The following is a 21,011-nucleotide window of genomic DNA, read 5'->3' on the forward strand; positions in this document are numbered from 1 at the left end:
GTCCTTTTACATGGATACAAGTTTACTGGTACTAGGTATTGTTATTTTTCTTGCTCTGGCATTTGATTTTATTAATGGATTTCATGATACGGCGAACGCAATTGCTACTTCGGTCTCGACCCGTGCATTGACGCCGCGACGTGCGATTATTATGGCTGCGGTTATGAACTTTCTCGGAGCGATCTTGTTTACCGGGGTTGCCAAGACCATTGGTGGAAGTGTCGCTGATCCAACCAAGCTTACGAACGGAATTGATATCGTCATTGCGACGTTGATCGCCGCTATTATCTGGAATCTCTTGACTTGGTGGTTCGGTATTCCTTCATCCTCTTCCCATGCATTGATTGGTGCGTTGGCCGGAGCGGTGTATGTAGGTGCAGGACAGGATAAATTAAATTGGAGCGGCTTTATCGGGATTGTTGAGGGTCTTATTTTCTCCCCGTTGATTGCTTTTGTTGTCGGTTACATTGTGATGATGATTTTGAAATACATCTTTGCTTATCGCAGTCCGCATACGGTGAACAAGGGTTTCCGTACCATGCAGGTGATTACGGCAGCTATTCAGTCGTTTACGCATGGTACGAATGATGCTCAGAAGGCGATGGGGATTATCACGTTCGCACTCGTCTCGGCAGGGTATCAAGACCATTTGGAAGTACCTATGTGGGTGAAAATTTCAGCTGCAACAGCCATGGCGCTTGGTACGTCTATTGGGGGCTGGAAGATCATCAAGACGATGGGAACTAAGATTTTTAAAATTGACCCAATCAATGGATTTGCAGCCGACGTTTCGGGGGCTTCCGTTATATTCACAGCTACTTTGCTTCATTTGCCAGTAAGTACCACTCATGCTATTACTTCGGCGATTCTGGGTGTAGGGTCTGCGAAGCGTTTTAGTGCGGTTCGCTGGTCACTAGCTGGCCGTATTGTAATAACCTGGGTAATAACGATTCCAATTTCTGCGCTATTGTCAGGTTTGATATTCAAAATTCTTTTCTAGTTTTCTTCATGGTTTCTAGAAAAAGAACATACAATATAGGATACACAATAAGCTTCCGTCCGCTTTTTGCGGCAGGGGCTTATTGGCATTCTCGGGCAAAAATGCATCTCTAAAGTTTACACATCCAGATAGTTCCATGAGATGTTTTTTAAAAAATACCTGACATCAAAGTAGTCAATTTTTAATAACTCCTGTAGAATAAACAGAAAACTTTGAACCGTTCAACTGACTGGAGGATCTTATGCAAAAACCAAGAAAACTAATAGCACTCATGATTTGTTTGTTTTCTGTGGTTGCCCTGGCCGGTAATTTCGGTGTAGTGGCCCACGCAGAAAATAAAACAAAGTATGATATCGGCACGGATACAACGTTCGCGCCTTTTGAGTTTGAAGATGTAAATGGTAAATTTGTCGGAATTGATATGGATTTACTGGCAGCTATTGCTAAGGACCAGAATTTTGAGTATACCGTTAAGCCACTTGGCTTTAACGCGGCAGTGCAGGCCCTTGAAACGAATCAAGTGGATGGTGTCATTGCCGGGATGAGTATTACAGATGAACGCAAGCAAAAATTTGATTTTTCTGAGCCCTATTTCGACTCAGGTGTTGTCATGGCGGTCCGTAAGGATAATGATACGATTAAACGCTATGAGGACTTGAAAGGACAGCGTGTCGCTGTCAAAACAGGAACACAAGGCTACACATTCGCGGAATCCATTAAGGCAAAATATGGATTTACTACCGTTCCGTTCGACGATTCTTCTCAAATGTATGATGAAGTTAAAACAGGTAACTCGGTTGCCTGCTTTGATGATTATCCGGTACTGGCATACGGTGTGACTCAGAATAATGGTCTTAAGCTGGTGACTGATAAGGAAAAAGGTGGCTCTTACGGTTTCGCTGTCAACCAAGGCAAAAATGCGGAGCTGCTAGAAAAATTCAATGCAGGGCTTGTGAATCTTCGTAACAGCGGGGAATATGACAAAATTATGTCCAAATACCTGGGAGAATCCGGCAAAGGTGTGGCTCCTGTAGAACGCAGCCGCTGGGAACTCATTTCCGCTTCGCTGCCTGCGTTGATTAAAGGGATGGGAAATACGCTGTTGTACACCCTGGTATCCTTGCTCGTAGCCTTTTTGCTGGGACTGGTGTTTGGCTTTATGAAAGTGAGCCATAACAAGGTGTTCCGCGGTATTGCAACTGTTTTCGTTGATGTATTCCGTGGTATTCCACTGATCGTACTTGCATTCTTTATTTACTTCGGTATCCCACAGGCACTCGATTTTAAAATGCCGCTTTTTGTCGCGGCGGTGTTGACGTTATCCCTAAACGCTGGTGCTTATGTGACCGAAATTATCCGCGGGGGTATTCAGTCCATTGATCCGGGACAAATGGAAGCAGCTCGTTCGCTTGGTTTGCCATACCGGACAGCCATGCTGAAAATCATTTTGCCACAAGCTGTGAAAATCATGATCCCGTCGTTTATCAATCAGTTGGTTATTACGTTGAAGGATACGTCGATTTTGTCGGTTATCGGTCTGGTTGAATTGACCCAATCGGGCAAAATCATTATTGCACGGACGTTCCAATCCTTTGATATTTGGCTGGTCGTTGCGGTGATGTATCTTATCGTCATTACAGTCCTGACCAAAATTTCCAACCGTCTTGAAGGGAGAGTTCGCCGTGGGTAAGATTATCGTTAAAAACCTGAAAAAAAGCTATGGCAGTAACCAGGTGCTAAAAGGCATTGACATGCAAGTACGGGAAGGCGAAGTTGTATGCGTCATTGGACCTTCGGGTTCAGGGAAAAGTACGTTTTTACGTTGTATGAATATGCTGGAGGAAATTACAGCTGGTGAGGTCATCGTCGATGATTACAAATTGGGTGACAAAAACGTGGACATTAACAAGGTCCGTGAAAATATAGGGATGGTGTTTCAGCATTTCAATCTGTTCCCGCATATGACGGTGCTCAAGAACATTATGTTCGCGCCGACTGAGCTGGGCAAACAGACGAAGACAGAGGCACGTGAGACAGCTATGAAGTTGCTGGATCGCGTAGGTTTGGCCGATAAGGCAGATGCATTGCCAGGACAGCTTTCCGGCGGCCAGAAGCAGCGTGTGGCGATTGCACGTGCGCTTGCAATGAACCCAGACATTATGCTGTTCGACGAGCCAACCTCGGCGCTTGATCCTGAAATGGTGGGCGAAGTGCTCGGCGTAATGAAAGATCTGGCTCGCGAAGGCATGACGATGATGATCGTAACGCATGAGATGGGCTTTGCGCGTGAAGTAAGTGACCGTGTCGTATTTATGGACGGTGGTTACATCGTGGAAGAAGGAACACCGCAAGAGGTATTTGGTAATCCGAAAAACGAGCGGACCATTAGTTTCTTGGAGAAAGTATTGTAAGTGGGACAGGGTTTGCCGGGAGTGCAGGCGAAGACATAGGAGACCGCTCCGCGTTCCATTTGATCTTCCGATCGCTGTTGCCCCTGAATTTTTTTGGATTGTATGACACATGAAAAGGCTAGAATTCAGGGGCAAAGGCGAGCGCTTCGCTTCTCCAGATTCAAATGGACCACTACGCTACTGCCCGCTGAATCTGCTCCTTTGTCGCAAAACCTGCGCCACTTTTAAATAGGTGGGGATAGGCAGAGGGAATTGGCGCAGCGCTTTGCTTGTTGCGCCGAGGGGGATATAGCGAGTAAGCATCATTCGATTTGAATGGTGGAACCGGGCATCCCACAACTGTATAAGAAATGAAAAAAGATTTAAGGGGTAACGAATGAATTATTTTAAGGATATCTTCGGGAGCGTGCTGGTCCGGAGATATCCTTTTCTTCATTAGAGCATATGAAACCTAGAACTTGAGATTTGTATAATGTGGAATGGCTTATATAAAATATAAATAACACATAAGACGGCAGTATATGCGAGGGGGACGTACGGTGATACGTACATTGACTATAGGGCACGATCATCAGGTGACGGTGGGACAACCGTTAGAGCAGATTGTCATGGAAGATTACATATGGATCTGGGCTGACTTTAACGAGCCTACAGATCAAGAGTCAGAGCTGCTGACGAGTTATTTTCATTTTCACCCGCTGGCTGTAGAGGATTGTATGCATGTTCTGCAACGTCCCAAGTTGGATTATTACGAGAATGTACAGTTTCTGGTGGTACATGCGCTTGATGTAGATACATTAGAGGCGGAAGAGGTAGATATGTTTATTAGCAGCCGTTTTTTGGTTACATATCACCATCATGAACTAGAGGAGCTGGATCAGGCTTGGGAGCGGATTGTCGAGCATGCGAACGAACGTAAAATATGGTCTCGCGGACCGCTGGCTGCAGCTTATACGGTGATGGACAAGCTGGTAGACAACTATTTTCCAAGCCTTTTCATCATTGAGGATGAATTAGCCGAACTGGAAGGTTTGGGCGCACACGAATCGGTAGAGGAATTAATGAAGCAGGTATTTGACCTGCGTGGCAGGTTGCTCAAGCTGCGCCGTACGATCGTACCGATGCGTGATCTGATGTACCGAGTTTTGAATTCGCAGCATGTGCAGGGTCAAGGGGATCATATGGCTTATTTTACGGATATCTATGATCATTTATTGAAGCTGACGGACATGCTGGAGGCCGACCGCGAGATGACAGCCGACCTGAGAGACAGTTACATATCGCTTAATTCCAATCGCATGAATTCAATTATGAAGACGCTGACCGTAATTACGACCGTTTTTATGCCCTTGACGCTGATTGCAGGAATTTATGGTATGAATTTTTCGAATATGCCCGAGTTGGGCTGGAAATATGGATATTTTGGCGTACTGTTCTTTATGTTCTTATTGAGTGTTGCGATGGTGGTGTGGTTTATGCGCCGAGGTTGGTTTAAATAAAATAGCCTACTTTCTTGTGCGTTTGCGCGGACGTCTGCGCGGGGTTGTGGTACTTTTGCGCTGTGTCTTTTTCCGGCGTCGGCGTGGTGGGGTATATTCATCCAGTTCCTCAGTAATTGGTGTTGTCGTTTTTTTGCTTGCGTTTTTGTTGAATGCTGGGAGCGAGCCCATAATCAGTTTTGCCATCGGAGCAAATTGCTGCACGCTAGACATGATCTTTTGTACCTTGCCGACCGTAGCAACAATCCCGTCAATACCGCCCATACGGTCAATAATACCTTTAATATCGTTGAGATTACCAAGATTGCCAAGACCGCCAAGCAGGCCTCCTTTGGCTGGGGCGGGGTCTGGCGTGACCACGGCGGCATCTGTTATGCTCGCTGGTGCCTCATAAGGCACCACGGCGGAGGAATCGACTTGCGGAACCTCGCTGTAGGGATCGAGTCCAGGGTAAGGAGTTGAACTATACGGATCGGAAATGGAACGCGTTTGCGCCCTCCGATGATAGTAATGTCCAGGCATGAGATCACATTCCTTTGCAGATTGATACTCTACTGTATGTTACAAACGCACAGTGGGTTTAGGCACGTGTCCTGAAATGAGGTATAAAAGCGGATTTGGGCATTCGTACAGGAAGTTTCTGTAGTCATGTAATGTTGTTCTGTAATGCGTGAAACCGTTAATGCTTGAAAAACTAACTATTTGTCGAGTACAATGAGGAGAGATTGTAACCTTTGGGAGATGATAATCTATGCAGCTTAAAAAGCTTAATGATAAAAGTATTGATCAATTGTTCGAAGCTATTTTAACTCTTAAAAATTTGGAAGAGTGCTATGTATTTTTTGATGATCTGTGCACAATTAATGAAATTCAATCCCTCTCCCAACGTCTGGAGGTTGCCCGTATGCTTGGCAAAGGCAGCACATATAATCAGATTGAAGCTGAGACAGGCGCCAGTACAGCCACCATTTCACGTGTGAAACGTTGTCTGAACTATGGGAATGACGGGTATAAAATGACTTTGGAACGTCTGGGCCGCTAATGCAGAGCCCTGGGATACTAGTCATCAGCCATGGCTCTAGAGAGCCATATTGGGTGGAACAGGTGGATCAGGCAGTTGCAAAGCTTCAATTGCTGGAAGAAATGCCGATAGAGGTTTCATTTTTGGAAACGGTTAAAGGAAGATTGATTCAAAATGGGATTGACCGTCTGGAAGCCTTGGGGGTAACAGATTTACTGGTTATTCCTTTGTTTGTGTCGTCAGGCAGTACGCATATAGATGAAATTAGCTATGCGCTGGGAGTCAAAGCTGCGCCAGACAAAGAAACAGATTTGGAACCCTTTCGATTGAAGGCACGTGTGCATTTTGGTAGTCCATTGGATGATGGCGAAGATGTTGCCCGCATGGTGTGGGACAAGGTTCGCTCGTTGTCAGTCGATCCTGCGCGCGAGGTCATTTTACTCGTAGGACACGGGAGCGCGCACAACGGCTTTCTTCAGCGCTGGGAGCAAGGGATTTCCTCGTTGGCCCGTACGGTGCAAAACGTGAGTGGTATCATCACGGATTACGCTTTGCTAAATCCTGAGGGTGTGCATGACAAGGCAGCGTATTGGAATCAGGAGCGGGGTCATGATGTTATTGTGGCACCGCTGTTTTTGAGTTCGGGTTATTTTACAAGTCATATGATTCCCAAACGCTTACAGGGACTCGAATACCGTTATTCAGGAGATCCTTTATTGCCGCATCCTTTGCTTACAAGCTGGATGGACAGACAAGTTTGTGAACTGTTACAGAGTATGCAGAAACAAGCAAGGACTGACAATAGATAAGATGGTCTGAATTCGGTGATAGTGTTTCTAACCTGAAATTCCCTTATTTGGATAGTGACTGGCTTCTTTTATTGTAAAAGAGGTCTTTTTCCAGTATGATGATATTTTGTACAGACTGAATGTGATGAACTGCGATGTGAATATAAATATCATTAAATATACGGGTGGCGTAACGGAATGAAAAGAGCTAGATTAATCTATAACCCGACCTCTGGGCGTGAGGAAATGAAACGTCGCCTTGCGGATGTCTTGCAGCGCCTGGATGAAGGTGGTATTGAGGCCTCTTGCCATGCAACTACAGGAGAAGGGGACGCAACGCGTGCCGCAACAGAGGCCGTTGAGCGTGGCTATGATATGATTATTGCCGCTGGTGGCGATGGTACATTGTATGAGGTCATTAACGGGATGGCTGAACGGGAAAACCGCCCGCCTCTGGGTGTGTTTCCTCTGGGAACGACGAATGATTTTGCCAGAGCACTGGGCATTCCCAAGCACTGGGAGGATTATTGTGACCTTGTTATTCGTCAAAATCCGAAGCCACTGGATATCGGAAAAGCCAATGACCGCTACTTTATCAACATCGCAGGCGGCGGAACTTTAACCGAGCTTACGTATGAAGTTCCAAGCAAGCTCAAAACGATGATTGGCCAATTGGCGTATTATTTTAAAGGTATGGAGAAAATGGTCAGCCTTGCTCCACAGGAGCTGATCATCAAGGCAACGGGTCAGGAAGTGATCCACGACGAATTTATGCTTTTCCTGATCGCGAATACAAATTCGGTGGGCGGGTTTGAAAAGCTTGCTCCTGGGGCGACAATAGATGATGGACTGCTCGATGTCATCGCTGTGCGCAAATGCAATTTGGCGGAAATGATCCGCTTGGTTACACTTGCGCTGCGCGGAGAGCACTTGCAGGACAAAAAAATCGTTTATTTCAGAACAGATTACATGGAAGTGACCTCACCTGGCTATGTCCAGCTTAATCTGGATGGCGAATTAGGAGGCACACTGCCAGCGACCTTCCGAAATCTTCCGCATCATTTGAATGTTTTTCGGTAAGGAAATGAACGGGAATGAATTGGTTCCCAGTTGGTTGAGCAGTGCGATATACAGAACGCAGAGTAGATAATTGTTTATGTAGGGAACATATCGGTCCTTGCCGTTCTCCGTGGGGAGTAACGGCATTTTCGAGTTGATGTTTAAACATCGTCTAGATGACGATTTGAATGATGTGGCTGAATGAAGATAAGCATGAAAAGAAGAACAGAAAGAAGTGACCATCATGACGAATAACCGTAGCGGACGTGGAAAAAGCCGCCGGAATACAGCAACAGCAACTCCAGTTCAAGGAAAGCAGCACCACAAGACCATACAGGCGAAAAAAGAGAGAGAACTGGAACAGTCACGAGTTGGAGCTGGGAATAGAATGCTTCGGGCTGGAACCGAAAGCAAAAGTGGAAATATGGATAATTCGGATCGAAAAATGCGGGGGGATGAACGGAAATCTCGTCCATTTTCCGATGATGAACGGAGTAACGATAGACGGAATCAGGAAGCTTCCAATCGTAGCAGGTCTAATGCAGAGCGTAGCGATCTGCCTGTGCAAAAGAATGATGAGGCCGTGATAGACATCATCGGCATGAACCATGATGGCGAGGGCGTAGGGCGTGTCGAGGGTTTTACGCTGTTCGTTCCGGGGGCGTTACCGGGTGAAAAGGTACGGGTCAAGGTGCTGAAAACAAAAAAGCAATATGGCTATGCCAAGCTTCTGGATATCGCGCAATCTAGCCCTGACCGGATTGCAGCTCCGTGCGCCATCTATGATCAATGTGGCGGTTGTCAGATCCAGCATATGAGCTATGAAGCGCAGCTCAGCTGGAAGCGACAACATGTAGTGGATGTGCTGGAACGTATCGGAAAGCTGAGTGTGGCTACGGAGTCCAGTGAGCATATTGCAGAGGTTTTGGCTGACTCTGCGGATGGAAGTGCAGACCACATGTCGCGTGTACAAGGCGTAGTCGTGCATCCTACACTCGGTATGAGTGAGCCTTGGCGGTATCGCAACAAAGCCCAGGTGCCGATTGGTGTCACCGAAGGTGGGCTTGTCGGCGGCTTCTACGCACGCGGCAGCCATCGCATCGTGGATATGAACACTTGTCTCATTCAAGACGAGCGCAATGACGAAGTTGTCGCACGTGTGAAAGAGATTGGCCGAATGCTGGGCATCAGTGCATATAATGAAGAAACCGGACGCGGGCTGTTACGCCATGTCGTTGTGAAGACCGCTTTTCGCACAGGTGAAATGATGCTGGTCCTCGTCACAAATGGGCGAGATATTCCGCACGCAGATGCGTGGATCGGCAGTATTCGTGAGCACATCCCACACGTGGCAAGCATATGCCAGAACGTGAACACGAAGCGAACGAACGTTATTTTTGGCGACGAGACTCGTGTACTGTGGGGTCGTGACGTGATCTACGACTACATTGGAAACGTACAGTTTGCGATTTCCCCAAGATCCTTTTATCAGGTGAATCCCGTACAAACGGAAGTGCTGTATAGCAAAACCGTCGAATATGCCGGGCTCACAGGCAAAGAAACGGTGATTGATGCCTATTGCGGCATCGGTACGATTTCTCTGTTCCTCGCTCAGCATGCCGACCAGGTGTATGGGGTGGAGATCGTCAAAGAAGCCATCGACGATGCACGAAGTAATGCGCTATTGAACGAAATGCGTAATGTGAAGTTTGAGGTAGGCGCATCCGAAGATGTCATTCCTGCTTGGAAAGAACAAGGCATCACCGCCGACGTTATCGTCGTCGATCCACCCCGCAAGGGCTGCGATCCACGCCTGCTCGACACCATTCTGGAGATGAAGCCAGAACGCGTGGTGTATGTATCCTGTAACCCAAGCACACTGGCGCGGGATTTAAGGATATTGGAGGACGGCGGGTATAAAACAGTGGAAGTACAGCCTGTAGATATGTTCCCGCATACAGTGCATGTGGAGAGTGTTGCGCTGTTGGTCAGAAAAGACTAATTGTTGAGGTGCATTGGCGTTTGAAAAAGGTGAAAATCAAAACAAACTTACTGATAAAAACATCAATAAGATTATCGAAACGTACCGAAATCGTGTAGATGTTGATAAATATGCTCATGTGGCATGCAGCTGAAAATTTTGGGTATTCATGTGTAGAAATTGACGAAAAGGGTCAAGGATATTATTCCTCGGCTCTTTTTTTAAGCCATTCGCTTGGGAACGGCATAGGCTGGGGAAAGTTATGCCGTGCAGTTTTCTATGAACTGTGGCGCAGTACGTTTATAGAAGATGACAAGGAGGGGCGGCGCTCTTCCTTTTTTTGTGAGCTTTTGGGGAGTATGCTCCTCTATTGAGTATGATATACTCATTTAGATGTCTATGCTTAACATATACTGCCGTTTGAACTACGTTGCTTAAACATGTGATATGTGAAGAAGAAGCAAGGACATGAGCAGGTTAGCTTTATCATTTTGGGACCACAGATTTGTCCTGGTATTTATAGAGGAGTTTTTGATATGACGAATAATTTTTGGCGTGATTTGCCGCGACCTTTTTTTATACTGGCACCGATGGAAGATGTGACGGATGTTGTGTTTCGCCATGTCGTAAGTGAAGCAGCCAGACCGGATGTGTTTTTTACGGAGTTTGCGAATACAGAGAGTTATTGTCACCCGGAGGGGAACAAAAGTGTACGCGGGCGTTTGACTTTTACAGAGGATGAACAGCCCATGGTGGCCCATATCTGGGGAGATAAGCCGGAATATTTCCGTGAAATGAGCATCGGTATGGCGAAAGAAGGCTTCAAAGGCATCGATATTAATATGGGTTGCCCTGTAGCGAATGTAGCCGAGAATGGGAAGGGAAGCGGCCTGATCTGCCGTCCCGAAATCGCAGCGGATATCATTCAGGCCGCCAAAGCCGGGGGACTGCCCGTCAGTGTGAAAACAAGGCTTGGTTTCACTGCCGTAGACGAATGGCGCGACTGGTTGACCCATATTTTGAAACAAGACATTGTGAATTTGTCCATTCATCTGCGGACAAGAGAGGAAATGAGCAAAGTAGACGCCCACTGGGAGCTGATTCCGGAGATTAAGAAACTTCGTGATGAGGTGGCACCAGATACACTGCTGACCATTAACGGAGATATTCCGGACCGTCAGACCGGCTTGAAGCTCGCTGAGCAATATGGAGTGGATGGCATTATGATTGGGCGTGGTATTTTCCAGAATCCATTTGCGTTTGAGAAGGAGCCGAAGGAACACAGCAGTGAGGGATTGCTTGGACTGCTGCGGCTTCATCTAGATCTCCATGATCATTATTCAGCGCAGGAGCCACGTTCGTTCAGCCCTCTCGCTCGCTTCTTCAAAATATATGTCCGTGGATTCCGAGGGGCAAGTGAACTCAGAAACAGCTTAATGAACGCCAAATCAACAAGTGAAGTGCGTACATTGCTTGATGAGTTTGGAAGCAAGGATCATGATGAGGTAGAGGAACGTGGAATTTAAATTGCCAAGTTGGAGGACGGGCTGTTAGTAGGCATTGAAAACATAGGAGGATATATGTCCTGGAGTAAATTGAAGCAACAACTGGAGAGCTTCCTCTCTCCTGCTTTAGACGGAAGGGTCGAATACCGAGCTACCAGTTACCGTTATTTATCTGATAAGTCTGGAATTTGTTATATAACTGTAGATAAGAAGAACATACTCAATATGAATGATATCACTAGTCCAATCAAATGGTATCAGACGGAGTTGGAAATCAAGAATGATCCAGATATCCAAGTTCCTATCAGCAATGAGGAAATTGAAGCGGTCAGAAAAGATACTAATGGGAACGTTCCGGAGGATCGTCTACAAGTAATTGCAAGAGGTAGAAAAATATCAGAACATGCAAAGGAGCTTTTGTCAGCACAGGCCTCATTAAGCAAGTCTAATTTTAATGTTGTAGCTAATAACTTTTTAACTACTTCTATAGAGGACAGCTTAGAGAGTAATGATATCTTATTGAATATTCTAGCTTTAGTGGACAGACGAGTAGGGAAAAAGCGAATTTTAAACATGACCGAGAAGATGAAGTTAAAGCATCCGATTGTTCAGTATTTTTATGAGTTACGGCATAGTACGTTATGAAAATAAATAACTTTTATTGATGGAGGCCCATCGTGTCAGGGTTGTTCTCACTGAAGATATGAATATAGGATGTGAAAGAAATTTGGGAAAGGTTGAGTGGAGAACGGGGCAAACCGGCTTCTACCATGACTTTTCCCTGTTTTTTTGTCTCGGCTATATTCTAGAATTCCCTGCTTGGTAGCATAAGTCTATCTATACAGGTGCGGCCATACAACGGAATTATTACCTATCGTAAATGTCAAAGTTTCTGTTATCTTCCTCCGGTTTGACAAATCAAAACCACCGAACTACACTAAAAATGAATGAATTATTCATTATTGAATGAGGGTGCTCATCATACAGGCCAAAAAAGATGAAGTGAAAAAGGAAATTGAATCAGCCGCTTTAAAGGTGTTTTTTCGAAAAGGCTTTGTAGATGCCAAAATGAGCGATATTGCGGATGAGATACAAATTTCTGTCGGAAATATTTATACTTATTTTAAGAATAAAAAGGAGTTATTTTATTCGGTTGTTCCGCCATCTTTAGTGGATTATTTGAAGAATGTGTTAGTGGAAAGCATTCATATCGATAACCAGACTTTTTTTGGAGAAACCCATAACGAAAAAAAATCGGCGATTGTTCAGGAGCAAATCAACCTATTAACTCAATATAGCATGCAGATTGTCATTATTTTTGAAAAAAGTAAAGGGACAATCTACAGCAATGCAAAAAAAGAACTAATTGATCTGATGATCGAAACCAAGAAGCCCTATTTGAAAAATACTTATAAAAGATATGAAATCGAAACTGATGAAAATATGATTTTGCTCAGTATCATTGCCAATAGTGTTATCAATATGATTTTGGATTTGTTAAAGAGGGATATGAGCGCTGATCGCCGGAAACGGATTTTTGAGGCGCTTAACCTGTACAGACTGCATGGACTAGAAGGCTTGAATGAATAATGTCTACACGTAGGGAAATATTCTCGGGACAGTCTATCATTTTTTTGACATCAAGATAGTCCCTATTTTTTTTGTTTCAAAAATGAATGGGTAATTCATTATTAAACACCATGAGCGCAACAGGAGGGAGAAACGATGGGGACAGGTTATGCACTTAAGAACTGCAATGTGATTTATGGAGATACGAAAAAAGACGTTGAAAAAATGATGACGATTTTAATTCATGAAGACGGGCTGATTCAGGAAATCGGGAAGGCAAACAATTTGGCTATTCCCAGCCATTATCAAACGATTGATTTATCGGGGAAATATGTGATGCCTGGTCTCATCAACGCGCACGTCCATCTATTCGCAGATGGAAAGCCGTTTACGCTGTCTGTAAGCGAAGGGCTGCTGAATTTTGCATTCCATCATATTTTGGATACGAGACTAGGGCGAAGTGTGTTAAAAAAACGGGTGAAGAAAAATGCTCTGACGGCACTACATTCCGGTGTAACCACGATGCGCAGCGTCGGTGAATTTTTTTACACTGATGCACAGCTCCGAAATGAAATTAATGCAAACCAGTTTGTCGGTCCCAACCTTTTGGCGTCCGGGTATTTCCTGAGCGTAACGGGCGGTCATGGGGCACCTTATTTGGCCTTGACTGGCGATTCGCCATGGGAAGCGAGAAGAAATGTAAGAATTAATGTGAAAAACGGAGTAGACCTAATTAAAATATGCGTGACTGGCGGGGTTACCGATGCCACCATGGTCGGCGAAGCGGGCCGCTTGCAAATGACGGAGGAAGAAGTAGCCGCCGTCTGCGAGGAAGCCCATAAAAATGGCATGCGTGTAGCAGCCCATGTGGAAAGTACCGAAGGCGTAAGAATCGGGCTAAAGGGCGGGGTGGATACCATTGAACATGGTGCGGAGAAGGATGAGGAGATCATAAGACTGTACCAAAACAATCCTAGAGCATTAAAGGGCTATACCGCCTTAATTCCTACTTTGCAGGCTGGGTATCCCATTGCAAAATTGGACACAAGCCTAACGAAGGTGAATGAAACGGTTAAGGAAAATTCGCGGCTTGTGTACGACTCCATGCTAAAGGGGCTGCGTCAGGCTGTAGAACATGAGATCAAAATTGGGATTGGAACGGATGCCGCAATGTCTTACGTCACTCACTATGATATGTGGCGGGAACTAGACCACTATATGAGACAAACGAAACTGAATGCGGGTCAGGTCATCGAACGGGCAACAAAGTCTAATGCGGAAATCCTAGGCATTGATCACCTTACAGGGAGCATTGATATCGGAAAACAGGCGGATTTAATCGTGCTGGAGCACAATCCTTTGGATAACATAAAAGCTTTGTCGAATGTAGCTATGGTTATGGTGAGGGGCAATCTTATACCAACACCATCAGTGACCCGAATTCAGGAAGTGGACGAGCTGCTTGATTCAGTTTGGTAAAATTAAACCCATCCCGTAAACTCCAGTATAGACGCTTTGGCCGATTGTGCTTCGGATTGCGCCCCTTTACGCCATTCTTTGGGGGGCTCTCCCATAAGCCTGGAGAAGCATCGGTTGAAGCTGGAAATGGAGCGATAACCGACTTGCTCGGAGATTGAAAGAATGGAGTCTTCTGTGCTTTTTAACTGCTTGCAGGCCTCTTCGATTCGGGTGCTGTTTAGGAAATCGAGAGGCGACGTTCCCATAATCTCATGAAATTTTCTGCGGAAATGGGTTGTACTTAAATGGCATAGATCAGCCAAAAAATCTATGGTAACGGGCTTCATGTAATGTTTAGTGATGTACTCCAAAGCCGGAGAAATGACAAATTCGCTTTTCAAGCTATGCTCTGTTTCTTGATTTGCCATTGGTTCATTCCTAGAATGAATTCTAAGCAGCTCTATATAAAGGGATAGCAATAAGCCGTAGGCGCTTTCCTGGTAGTAAGGGTTCTGTTGTTGTAATTCCTCTACGACCGAAGTCGCAAGTGTATACACCTTGGGATGCTGCTCCTTGTTTAATATACAGTTCGTTCCCTTCATCACCCACAAATTGGGCTCAAAGTTTCTGTAAGCGCTTTTAAAAGAATGTTGGAAAAGGTCCTCTGGCGAAAAAAAGATATAAGACCAAAGGCTGGCTGTATTTGGCGAACTGTACGTGGTGTGAGGAAGATACCTGGGAATGAAAGTTACATCCCCGGCTTTGAAGGGGACAGTTTCTCCTTTGATCTCCATGAAACCGCCATCCGAATAGCAAATACCAATCTCCAAATGGTTATGAAAATGGAGATGCTCACTTTTAATATCTGAAATCTTCCAACGTTCACCACTTAATAGCAACACAGGAAAGTTGATGGGCAAGCTGTAGTGTCGGTATTCTATAATGGGCTTCTTTTTTCTGGGCATATTCGATACTCCCATAACTTGGATTTGAGTGGATTATAGGTAAACGCTATGTCAGGTTTAGCCAGCAGATATACATCAGGATTTTGGAAAATTCGATTCCAATCGCTGCAAGGTGCAATATATAGACGAACTAGACCATGTCGATCTATATATTGTTTATTGGAAGTCGCTTATTGGATTTTTGCAAAATTCTCACATAAATGATTGAAATTGCGCAGTTTTGTTGCGAATGTGCTTAGATTGAGACTATTTTACTGCGTACAATGGAATAAGTAAAGCGTTTCCAAAACAGTGACGAACCGCTCTCAAGCGCCTTTGGGGGCGTGTGCACTAAGAGAGGGGAATAACAATGCTTCAATTAACTTATGACAAGGAAGAGATACTAAGAGTTATTGATAAAGTCGTCAGAAAAACCATGGCGATGGATTTAACATGGGATTGGCCCTGCGGTGTGGCTTATTATGGTGTATCCAGAGCCTATACCCAAACAGGAAATAAAGATTATTTAAATATGCTTGTCCAGTGGGCAGATGAATACATCGAGCTTGGTCTGCCGCACTGGACGGTAAACACATGTGCCATGGGTCATATGCTGATCACATTGTATGAAGAAACAGGGGACCAGAAATATTGGGATATTGTGATGAGCAAGGTGGATTACATCCAAAATAATGCTCTCCGGTTCGGAGATCGTGTTCTGCAGCATACAGTATCCGTTGCTAATGATTTTCCAGAACAGGCATGGGCAGATACGTTGTTTATGGCGGCATTTTTTCTGCTTCGAGTAGGAACCAAATTAAAGGACGAGAAAATGATCCAGGATGCCTTAAATCAATATTACTGGCATATCAAATACCTGCAAGACCCTAGCAGTGGTCTCTGGTACCATGGCTACAACAATGTCAAACAGGATCATATGTCCGGATTTTTCTGGGGAAGAGCGAATGCTTGGGGAGCATATACCATGTCGCAAGTCAAAATTCATTTGAAAGACTGGTATTTGTATCCGCCGTGTATGGACGTGGAATGTTCCCTTCGGGATCAACTGGCGGCATTGAAAGGTGTCCAAACAGAGAACGGCTTATGGCGGACGGTACTGGATGACGAGGAGTCCTATGAAGAAGTATCTGCATCTTGCGGTATCGCGGCGGCCATGATTAATAACGGCAATCCGCTGCATACCAAATACGTGCAAAAGGCACTGAAGGGCATCTTGAACCATATTAGCGAAGACGGACGGGTACTGGGTGTATCGGGCGGCACAGCGGTTATGAAAGATCGGGAAGGGTATCGCAATATTCCTAAAGACTGGATTCAGGGCTGGGGACAAGGCTTGGCGTTGGCTTTTCTATCCGATATGTTGAATTAGGAGGGATTGAAGTTGTCTAAACAAACAACGGGGGCCTTTACACTACCGGGGGAATCTGGTTACGAGGCGCTGACCCTAAAATTAGCTGAACGATGGGGCGCCGATGTCATCCGTGACAGTGACGGCACGCAATTGTCCGATGAGATTATAAACGCTGGATACGGCATTTATTCTACAATCTGTATCATCAGAGATCATAACGAGTGGGCGTCCCGCAATCTGGATAAGCTGCAGCAGTGTTTTTTAATTACGAATCCGAAGGTAGCTGTACAGGATTATGTATCCATCTATCTGATGGAGGATTTTTTTGCAGAACAATTCAAAGTGAATGATTCCAAAGAGGCGCTTAACTACTGGCAGGTTTTTGACAGAACGACCGGGGAAGAAGTTCCAAGAGAACAATGGAATTATGAAAGGGAATCCGGAAATGTGGTCATTACCGGAATTGCTCCTTGGCATAAATACACGGTAAGCTTCATGGTCTACCGGATCTGGGAAGAGATTTCCATGTACAATCACACCACGAACCATTGGGACAAAGAGCATTTGATGCAGATTGATCCTATCTATACAGAAACGCAACAGTATCTGCTGGATTGGATGGAAGATTGGTGTCTTCATCATAAGGAAACCACGGTTGTCCGGTTTACCTCCTTATTTTATAACTTCGCCTGGATTTGGGGCAGCAATGAGCGCAATCGCCATCTGTTCTCTGATTGGGGGTCATACGATTTTACGGTAAGCTCAAGAGCGCTGGATCTATTTGCCAAGAGATATGGGTATTCGATGACTGCCGAGGATTTTGTGAATGGTGGAAAGTATCGCGTCACACATATCCCGACTGAGCAGCGTAAGCTGGACTGGATGGCATTTATCAATGATTTTGTAATCGAATTTGGCAAGAAATTAATTGATATCGTGCATCAGCACGGCAAGCTGGCCTATGTGTTTTATGATGACAGTTGGGTTGGCATGGAGCCTTATAATGAACGTTTTCAAGAGTTTGGATTTGACGGATTGATCAAATGTGTGTTCTCAGGTTATGAGGCGAGGCTGTGTTCAGGTGTAAAAGTGAATACGCATGAGATTCGGCTGCATCCCTACTTATTTCCGGTTGGCTTAGGCGGGCTTCCTACCTTTATGGAAGGGGGCGACCCCACGCTGGATGCCAAAAAGTATTGGATTAATATCCGGCGCGCCCTGTTGAGGGAGCCTATTGACCGGATTGGACTGGGTGGATATTTGCATCTTGTAGAGCCTTACCCGGATTTTTGTGATTACATCGAAAAGATTGCCAACGAGTTCAGAGAAATCAAAGAACTGCATCATGAAGGCAAACCCTATCACATGAAGACGAAGGTAGCTATTCTGCACAGCTGGGGAAAATTGAGATCGTGGACCTTGTCTGGTCATTTCCACGAAACATATATGCATGATTTGATTCATATCAATGAGGCTTTATCCGGATTGCCGGTTGAAGTTCAGTTCATTGATTTTGACGATATCCGTCAGGGAATACTACAGGATTGTGATGTAGTGATTAATGCGGGCTCTGCTGGTACAGCATGGAGTGGCGGAAAGTACTGGGATGACAACAAATGTGTAGACTTACTGACTCAATGGGTTTATGAGGGCGGCACCTTTATTGGCATCAATCAGCCTTCGGCGGTTGAAGGTCATGACAGCTTTTTCAGAATGGCACATGTCCTCGGTCTGGATGAGGATACAGGCTCCAGAGTAGCTCATGGAAGATGGACATATGAGGTTAGGGATGAGCATGGTTTGGTGCCTGAAGGGGCAAGTATAACGCCGAAGAATAGGATTTATCTTACGGATGGGGCAGCTGCGATAGCGGGTGAAATGAATGGAATGGTAACGCTATCCACTCATGCCTTCGGTAAAGGAAAGGGAATTTACCTTCCTTCCTTCGAATTCAGCTGGGAAAATACAAGATTGCTGCTGAATATAATCCGCTTTGCGGGCAATGAGCTCAATGAAACGAAGTATATTACGGATAACTTATATACAGAGTGTGCTTATTATCCAGAAAGTAAAATGTTGGTTGTTATTAACAATAGCGATCAACTGCAAAAAACAACGATTGAAACGGACTATGGCAAACAAACCATGGAGTTAGAACCATATGACACCATGATCACCCATATCGGCTTAACAAAATCGGTATAGGACATAAGAAGTAGCGGTATCAAGCCCTCCTTTATTTTAAGGAAGGGCTTTTTGTTTCAGCACCTCCAGAAAATCCAGCCAATTTACCGGGGATTTTGTCCATTCAAAAGCATTTAGTCCTTCATTAACTATAAGTATAACAATGAAGGAGATGATTTCTTTGCGAAAGGCAACTTTAGTGAAAATTAGAAAAGCAGAAGCAAAATTGGGGAAAAAACTGAAAAAAAGAAGCCATGTGGTTATGAATGTTAAAAAAGCCATTCGTGTAACTCAACTTGGAGATGGGTTTGCACGCTTCACTTTCGCTCCGGTCACTATTTCTCCTAATAGCTTTAGAAGCACTACGATTAACGGTAACGACTACAATCTGATTAGCGGTTCATGGATTTTCTCGGGAAATCAGCAAGGGTTTCTGCTCGATAACTATTCTGCGGCGGAAGACAGATGGTTCTTTACTGCATGGAATCCAACTGGAACCACAAGAACGGTATCTTATGCTGTTATCGCCAAACGGAAGCCATAATACCAATGTCATCGTTAGCAGGGAAAAGGAGCTTGAGGCTTCTTTTCCCTGCTAAATGTAGAGAGCATTTTGAACAAACCTTCGATGATCTTATAATTTTTGATAATGGTTTAAGAGGTGCTCAACTCTTTCTTTAATAATCTGTTTTAAAGATTCAGGCTTCACGCATCGTACATAATGACCATATCTCATAAAGTAATTAGCGATAAACTCTTCTTCTCCAGGATTATAAAATCCTTTTATGACTGTTTTATGACCCTGTTCTATTTTCATAGAAGGATAATGTTCTTTATAAAAGATATCCTTGGCTTGTTCTACAATTTCTACTTCAAAATCAATGCTCTTCTCTGATTGATACATTTCTAATGAACGAATAAGGAGTTCATCTATAGAAAAGTGAGAATTGATTTCCTCTTCTTCTATTGAGGTGATTCGATCACATCTGAAAACCCTATATTTGTTCGTATTTAACTCTATTCCAGTAGCGTACCATTGGCCAAACTTAGCGGAAATCTTGAAAAATTGAACATGATAACTTTTGTTCTGGTTATTTTTTGAATATTGAATCTTACAGTACGTCTCATTAAGAACGCTGGTTAGAATTTTATCTAAATAACGACTAACATGATTATGCTGATATATTTCAAATTGTAGAACCTTTTTCATTTTATGAATCTGGTTTATTTGTATTTTAGAAAGACAGTGTTCAAACTTTTCATTGAGTTTATTAACACTTAAATGAAACGGTGTAGATTGATAAGCTTCTAAGGTCAACATTGCAAAGTATAGAGCATACACTTCATCCATCGTAAAAATAATAGGGGATAACAGTCTATTTTTTAAGATACCATATCGTCCATGTCGGCCATGTTCCGAATAAATAGGCATACCTAATTGTTCTAATGAACTAATATCACGTAAGGCTGTACTTTTTGAAATGTGGTATTTATCCATGAGATCATTTAAATTAAAGTACTCTCGACTGTTTAAGTATCTAATCATGTCATTTAATCTTTCGGGTTTCTTCATACATAAATCTCCTTATAAAAGGTGTCATGTTTTGATACCTTTACAAATGATAATGGATTCAAGGTGATATATCAAATCTATAAGATATCTACCTAAAAGCATGATAAAAAAGGAGATTGAACCCATGAGTACAACACTGGAAGTAGCTATTTTCTTATCCATGAACGGAAAAGCAAAGGAAGCCATAGCTTTTTACAAAAAACATTTTAACGCAGAGGAACGATTTCTTGTTACTTATCAGGACATGGCCAAACGTGACAGCTCAATACAGCTTACTGATGAAAATAAAGATTATATTTCTCATTCTGTCTTATTGATCGGAAGAACAAAGGTTATGATAGCAGAAGAACCAATGAATCCCAATGAGGAATATACCGTAGGGAATAACATTTCATTATGTATTCAAAGTGCTGACAGAGAAGAAATTGAACATTTTTATCATAGTCTCATAACAGATGAGCGAGTGAAAATCATTGTACCTTTATCTGGTAATGTGTTTAGCCAAGCCTACGGTATTGTAGAAGACCCGTTCGGTATCCAAATACAATTCATGTATGATCATCGATTATAATAAAAAAAGCAGGCTGAAAGGTACAACAGCATGGTGAAAAGTGGATAATAAATGGATAGAAGTAAAAACTAAAATG

General features: G+C 44.0%; 19 protein-coding genes and 1 pseudogene. 17 read left to right on the plus strand and 3 right to left on the minus strand.

The window, feature by feature from the left end:
- The first annotated feature begins 10 nt into the window (after positions 1–10).
- The 4 genes from HFD99_RS19940 to corA all read left to right on the plus strand — a co-directional run bounded on the left by HFD99_RS19940 (position 11) and on the right by corA (position 4,910).
- A complete protein-coding gene (locus HFD99_RS19940; protein ID WP_016819805.1) occupies positions 11–1,000 on the plus strand; it encodes an inorganic phosphate transporter in 990 nt (329 codons plus the stop codon).
- A gap of 241 nt (positions 1,001–1,241) precedes the next feature.
- Positions 1,242–2,690 (plus strand): amino acid ABC transporter substrate-binding protein/permease, encoded by a 1,449-nt coding sequence (locus HFD99_RS19945; RefSeq protein WP_016819806.1) that lies wholly within the window; start codon positions 1,242–1,244, stop codon positions 2,688–2,690.
- Complete coding sequence (locus tag HFD99_RS19950) at positions 2,683–3,411, plus strand: amino acid ABC transporter ATP-binding protein (RefSeq protein WP_013369518.1); 729 nt, start codon at positions 2,683–2,685, stop codon at positions 3,409–3,411. Before HFD99_RS19945 ends, HFD99_RS19950 begins: the two co-directional genes overlap by 8 nt.
- Positions 3,412–3,950: 539 nt before the next feature.
- A complete protein-coding gene (gene corA, locus HFD99_RS19955) occupies positions 3,951–4,910 on the plus strand; it encodes a magnesium/cobalt transporter CorA (protein WP_025364065.1) in 960 nt (319 codons plus the stop codon).
- Between the two features lie 6 nt (positions 4,911–4,916).
- Here corA and HFD99_RS19960 read toward each other — a convergent pair whose 3' ends face one another.
- Positions 4,917–5,432 carry a hypothetical protein gene (locus HFD99_RS19960; RefSeq protein WP_017426205.1) on the minus strand — a complete coding sequence of 172 codons (516 nt, stop codon included), beginning with the start codon at positions 5,430–5,432 and terminating at the stop codon, positions 4,917–4,919.
- A gap of 229 nt (positions 5,433–5,661) precedes the next feature.
- Here HFD99_RS19960 and HFD99_RS19965 point away from each other — a divergent pair, with 229 nt between their 5' ends.
- The 9 genes and pseudogenes from HFD99_RS19965 (at position 5,662) to HFD99_RS20005 (ending at position 14,312) form a co-directional block, all read left to right on the plus strand.
- A complete protein-coding gene (locus HFD99_RS19965; protein ID WP_007428885.1) occupies positions 5,662–5,952 on the plus strand; it encodes a YerC/YecD family TrpR-related protein in 291 nt (96 codons plus the stop codon).
- Entirely contained in the window at positions 5,952–6,740 is a 789-nt protein-coding gene (locus HFD99_RS19970) for a sirohydrochlorin chelatase (protein WP_025364066.1), read from the plus strand. Before HFD99_RS19965 ends, HFD99_RS19970 begins: the two co-directional genes overlap by 1 nt.
- A gap of 177 nt (positions 6,741–6,917) precedes the next feature.
- Positions 6,918–7,799: a diacylglycerol kinase gene (locus HFD99_RS19975; protein ID WP_019686192.1), complete on the plus strand. Its 882-nt coding sequence runs from the start codon at positions 6,918–6,920 to the stop codon at positions 7,797–7,799.
- A 223-nt stretch (positions 7,800–8,022) separates the two neighbouring features.
- Positions 8,023–9,780 (plus strand): 23S rRNA (uracil(1939)-C(5))-methyltransferase RlmD, encoded by a 1,758-nt coding sequence (rlmD, locus tag HFD99_RS19980; RefSeq protein ID WP_025364067.1) that lies wholly within the window; start codon positions 8,023–8,025, stop codon positions 9,778–9,780.
- Positions 9,781–9,799: 19 nt separating this feature from the next.
- Positions 9,800–9,904: pseudogene (locus HFD99_RS19985) on the plus strand (N-6 DNA methylase); the annotation flags it as partial.
- 391 nt (positions 9,905–10,295) lie between these two features.
- On the plus strand, positions 10,296–11,285 hold the full coding sequence (locus HFD99_RS19990) for a tRNA dihydrouridine synthase (RefSeq protein WP_025364069.1): 990 nt from the start codon (positions 10,296–10,298) through the stop codon (positions 11,283–11,285).
- Positions 11,286–11,339: 54 nt separating this feature from the next.
- Positions 11,340–11,909: an SF0329 family protein gene (locus HFD99_RS19995; RefSeq protein ID WP_090888486.1), complete on the plus strand. Its 570-nt coding sequence runs from the start codon at positions 11,340–11,342 to the stop codon at positions 11,907–11,909.
- 357 nt (positions 11,910–12,266) lie between these two features.
- Complete coding sequence (locus HFD99_RS20000) at positions 12,267–12,854, plus strand: TetR/AcrR family transcriptional regulator (protein ID WP_225164844.1); 588 nt, start codon at positions 12,267–12,269, stop codon at positions 12,852–12,854.
- Positions 12,855–12,989: 135 nt separating this feature from the next.
- Positions 12,990–14,312, plus strand: coding sequence for a metal-dependent hydrolase family protein (locus HFD99_RS20005; RefSeq protein WP_123796808.1), 1,323 nt, complete (start codon positions 12,990–12,992; stop codon positions 14,310–14,312).
- Positions 14,313–14,314: 2 nt separating this feature from the next.
- On the opposite strand, the gene HFD99_RS20010 is transcribed toward HFD99_RS20005, so the two are convergent.
- Positions 14,315–15,256 carry a helix-turn-helix domain-containing protein gene (locus HFD99_RS20010; protein ID WP_044787171.1) on the minus strand — a complete coding sequence of 314 codons (942 nt, stop codon included), beginning with the start codon at positions 15,254–15,256 and terminating at the stop codon, positions 14,315–14,317.
- Positions 15,257–15,605: 349 nt separating this feature from the next.
- Between HFD99_RS20010 and HFD99_RS20015 the strand changes: the two genes are divergently transcribed.
- The 3 genes from HFD99_RS20015 (at position 15,606) to HFD99_RS20025 (ending at position 19,335) form a co-directional block, all read left to right on the plus strand.
- The gene (locus HFD99_RS20015; RefSeq protein WP_123796809.1) at positions 15,606–16,625 is read left to right on the plus strand and encodes a glycoside hydrolase family 88/105 protein; all 1,020 of its coding nucleotides are present in this window, start codon (positions 15,606–15,608) and stop codon (positions 16,623–16,625) included.
- Positions 16,626–16,637: 12 nt separating this feature from the next.
- Positions 16,638–18,812, plus strand: coding sequence for a 1,3-beta-galactosyl-N-acetylhexosamine phosphorylase (gnpA, locus tag HFD99_RS20020; protein ID WP_123796810.1), 2,175 nt, complete (start codon positions 16,638–16,640; stop codon positions 18,810–18,812).
- A 151-nt stretch (positions 18,813–18,963) separates the two neighbouring features.
- Positions 18,964–19,335, plus strand: coding sequence for a hypothetical protein (locus HFD99_RS20025; protein ID WP_225164894.1), 372 nt, complete (start codon positions 18,964–18,966; stop codon positions 19,333–19,335).
- A 90-nt stretch (positions 19,336–19,425) separates the two neighbouring features.
- Here HFD99_RS20025 and HFD99_RS20030 read toward each other — a convergent pair whose 3' ends face one another.
- Positions 19,426–20,364, minus strand: coding sequence for a helix-turn-helix transcriptional regulator (locus tag HFD99_RS20030; protein WP_123796811.1), 939 nt, complete (start codon positions 20,362–20,364; stop codon positions 19,426–19,428).
- A 124-nt stretch (positions 20,365–20,488) separates the two neighbouring features.
- On the opposite strand from HFD99_RS20030, the gene HFD99_RS20035 reads away from it, so the two are divergent.
- Positions 20,489–20,935, plus strand: a complete 447-nt coding sequence (locus HFD99_RS20035; RefSeq protein WP_019686211.1) for a VOC family protein — start codon at positions 20,489–20,491, stop codon at positions 20,933–20,935.
- The last annotated feature ends 76 nt before the right edge of the window (positions 20,936–21,011 follow it).

The sequence above is a fragment of the Paenibacillus sp. EKM301P genome (assembly GCF_011800295.1).
In the GTDB taxonomy this organism is placed as follows: domain Bacteria; phylum Bacillota; class Bacilli; order Paenibacillales; family Paenibacillaceae; genus Paenibacillus; species Paenibacillus polymyxa.

Coding starts and splice junctions, on each gene's coding strand:
- HFD99_RS19945 (WP_016819806.1), top strand. CDS start 1,242: ATGCAAAAACCAAGAAAACTAATAGCACTCATGATTTGTTTGTTTTCT.
- HFD99_RS19960 (WP_017426205.1), bottom strand. CDS start 5,432: ATGCCTGGACATTACTATCATCGGAGGGCGCAAACGCGTTCCATTTCC.
- HFD99_RS19965 (WP_007428885.1), top strand. CDS start 5,662: ATGCAGCTTAAAAAGCTTAATGATAAAAGTATTGATCAATTGTTCGAA.
- HFD99_RS20035 (WP_019686211.1), top strand. CDS start 20,489: ATGAGTACAACACTGGAAGTAGCTATTTTCTTATCCATGAACGGAAAA.
- HFD99_RS19995 (WP_090888486.1), top strand. CDS start 11,340: ATGTCCTGGAGTAAATTGAAGCAACAACTGGAGAGCTTCCTCTCTCCT.
- HFD99_RS19970 (WP_025364066.1), top strand. CDS start 5,952: ATGCAGAGCCCTGGGATACTAGTCATCAGCCATGGCTCTAGAGAGCCA.
- HFD99_RS20025 (WP_225164894.1), top strand. CDS start 18,964: ATGATTTCTTTGCGAAAGGCAACTTTAGTGAAAATTAGAAAAGCAGAA.
- HFD99_RS19990 (WP_025364069.1), top strand. CDS start 10,296: ATGACGAATAATTTTTGGCGTGATTTGCCGCGACCTTTTTTTATACTG.
- HFD99_RS20005 (WP_123796808.1), top strand. CDS start 12,990: ATGGGGACAGGTTATGCACTTAAGAACTGCAATGTGATTTATGGAGAT.
- rlmD (WP_025364067.1), top strand. CDS start 8,023: ATGACGAATAACCGTAGCGGACGTGGAAAAAGCCGCCGGAATACAGCA.
- HFD99_RS19975 (WP_019686192.1), top strand. CDS start 6,918: ATGAAAAGAGCTAGATTAATCTATAACCCGACCTCTGGGCGTGAGGAA.
- HFD99_RS20010 (WP_044787171.1), bottom strand. CDS start 15,256: ATGCCCAGAAAAAAGAAGCCCATTATAGAATACCGACACTACAGCTTG.
- HFD99_RS20015 (WP_123796809.1), top strand. CDS start 15,606: ATGCTTCAATTAACTTATGACAAGGAAGAGATACTAAGAGTTATTGAT.
- HFD99_RS19940 (WP_016819805.1), top strand. CDS start 11: ATGGATACAAGTTTACTGGTACTAGGTATTGTTATTTTTCTTGCTCTG.
- HFD99_RS20030 (WP_123796811.1), bottom strand. CDS start 20,364: ATGAAGAAACCCGAAAGATTAAATGACATGATTAGATACTTAAACAGT.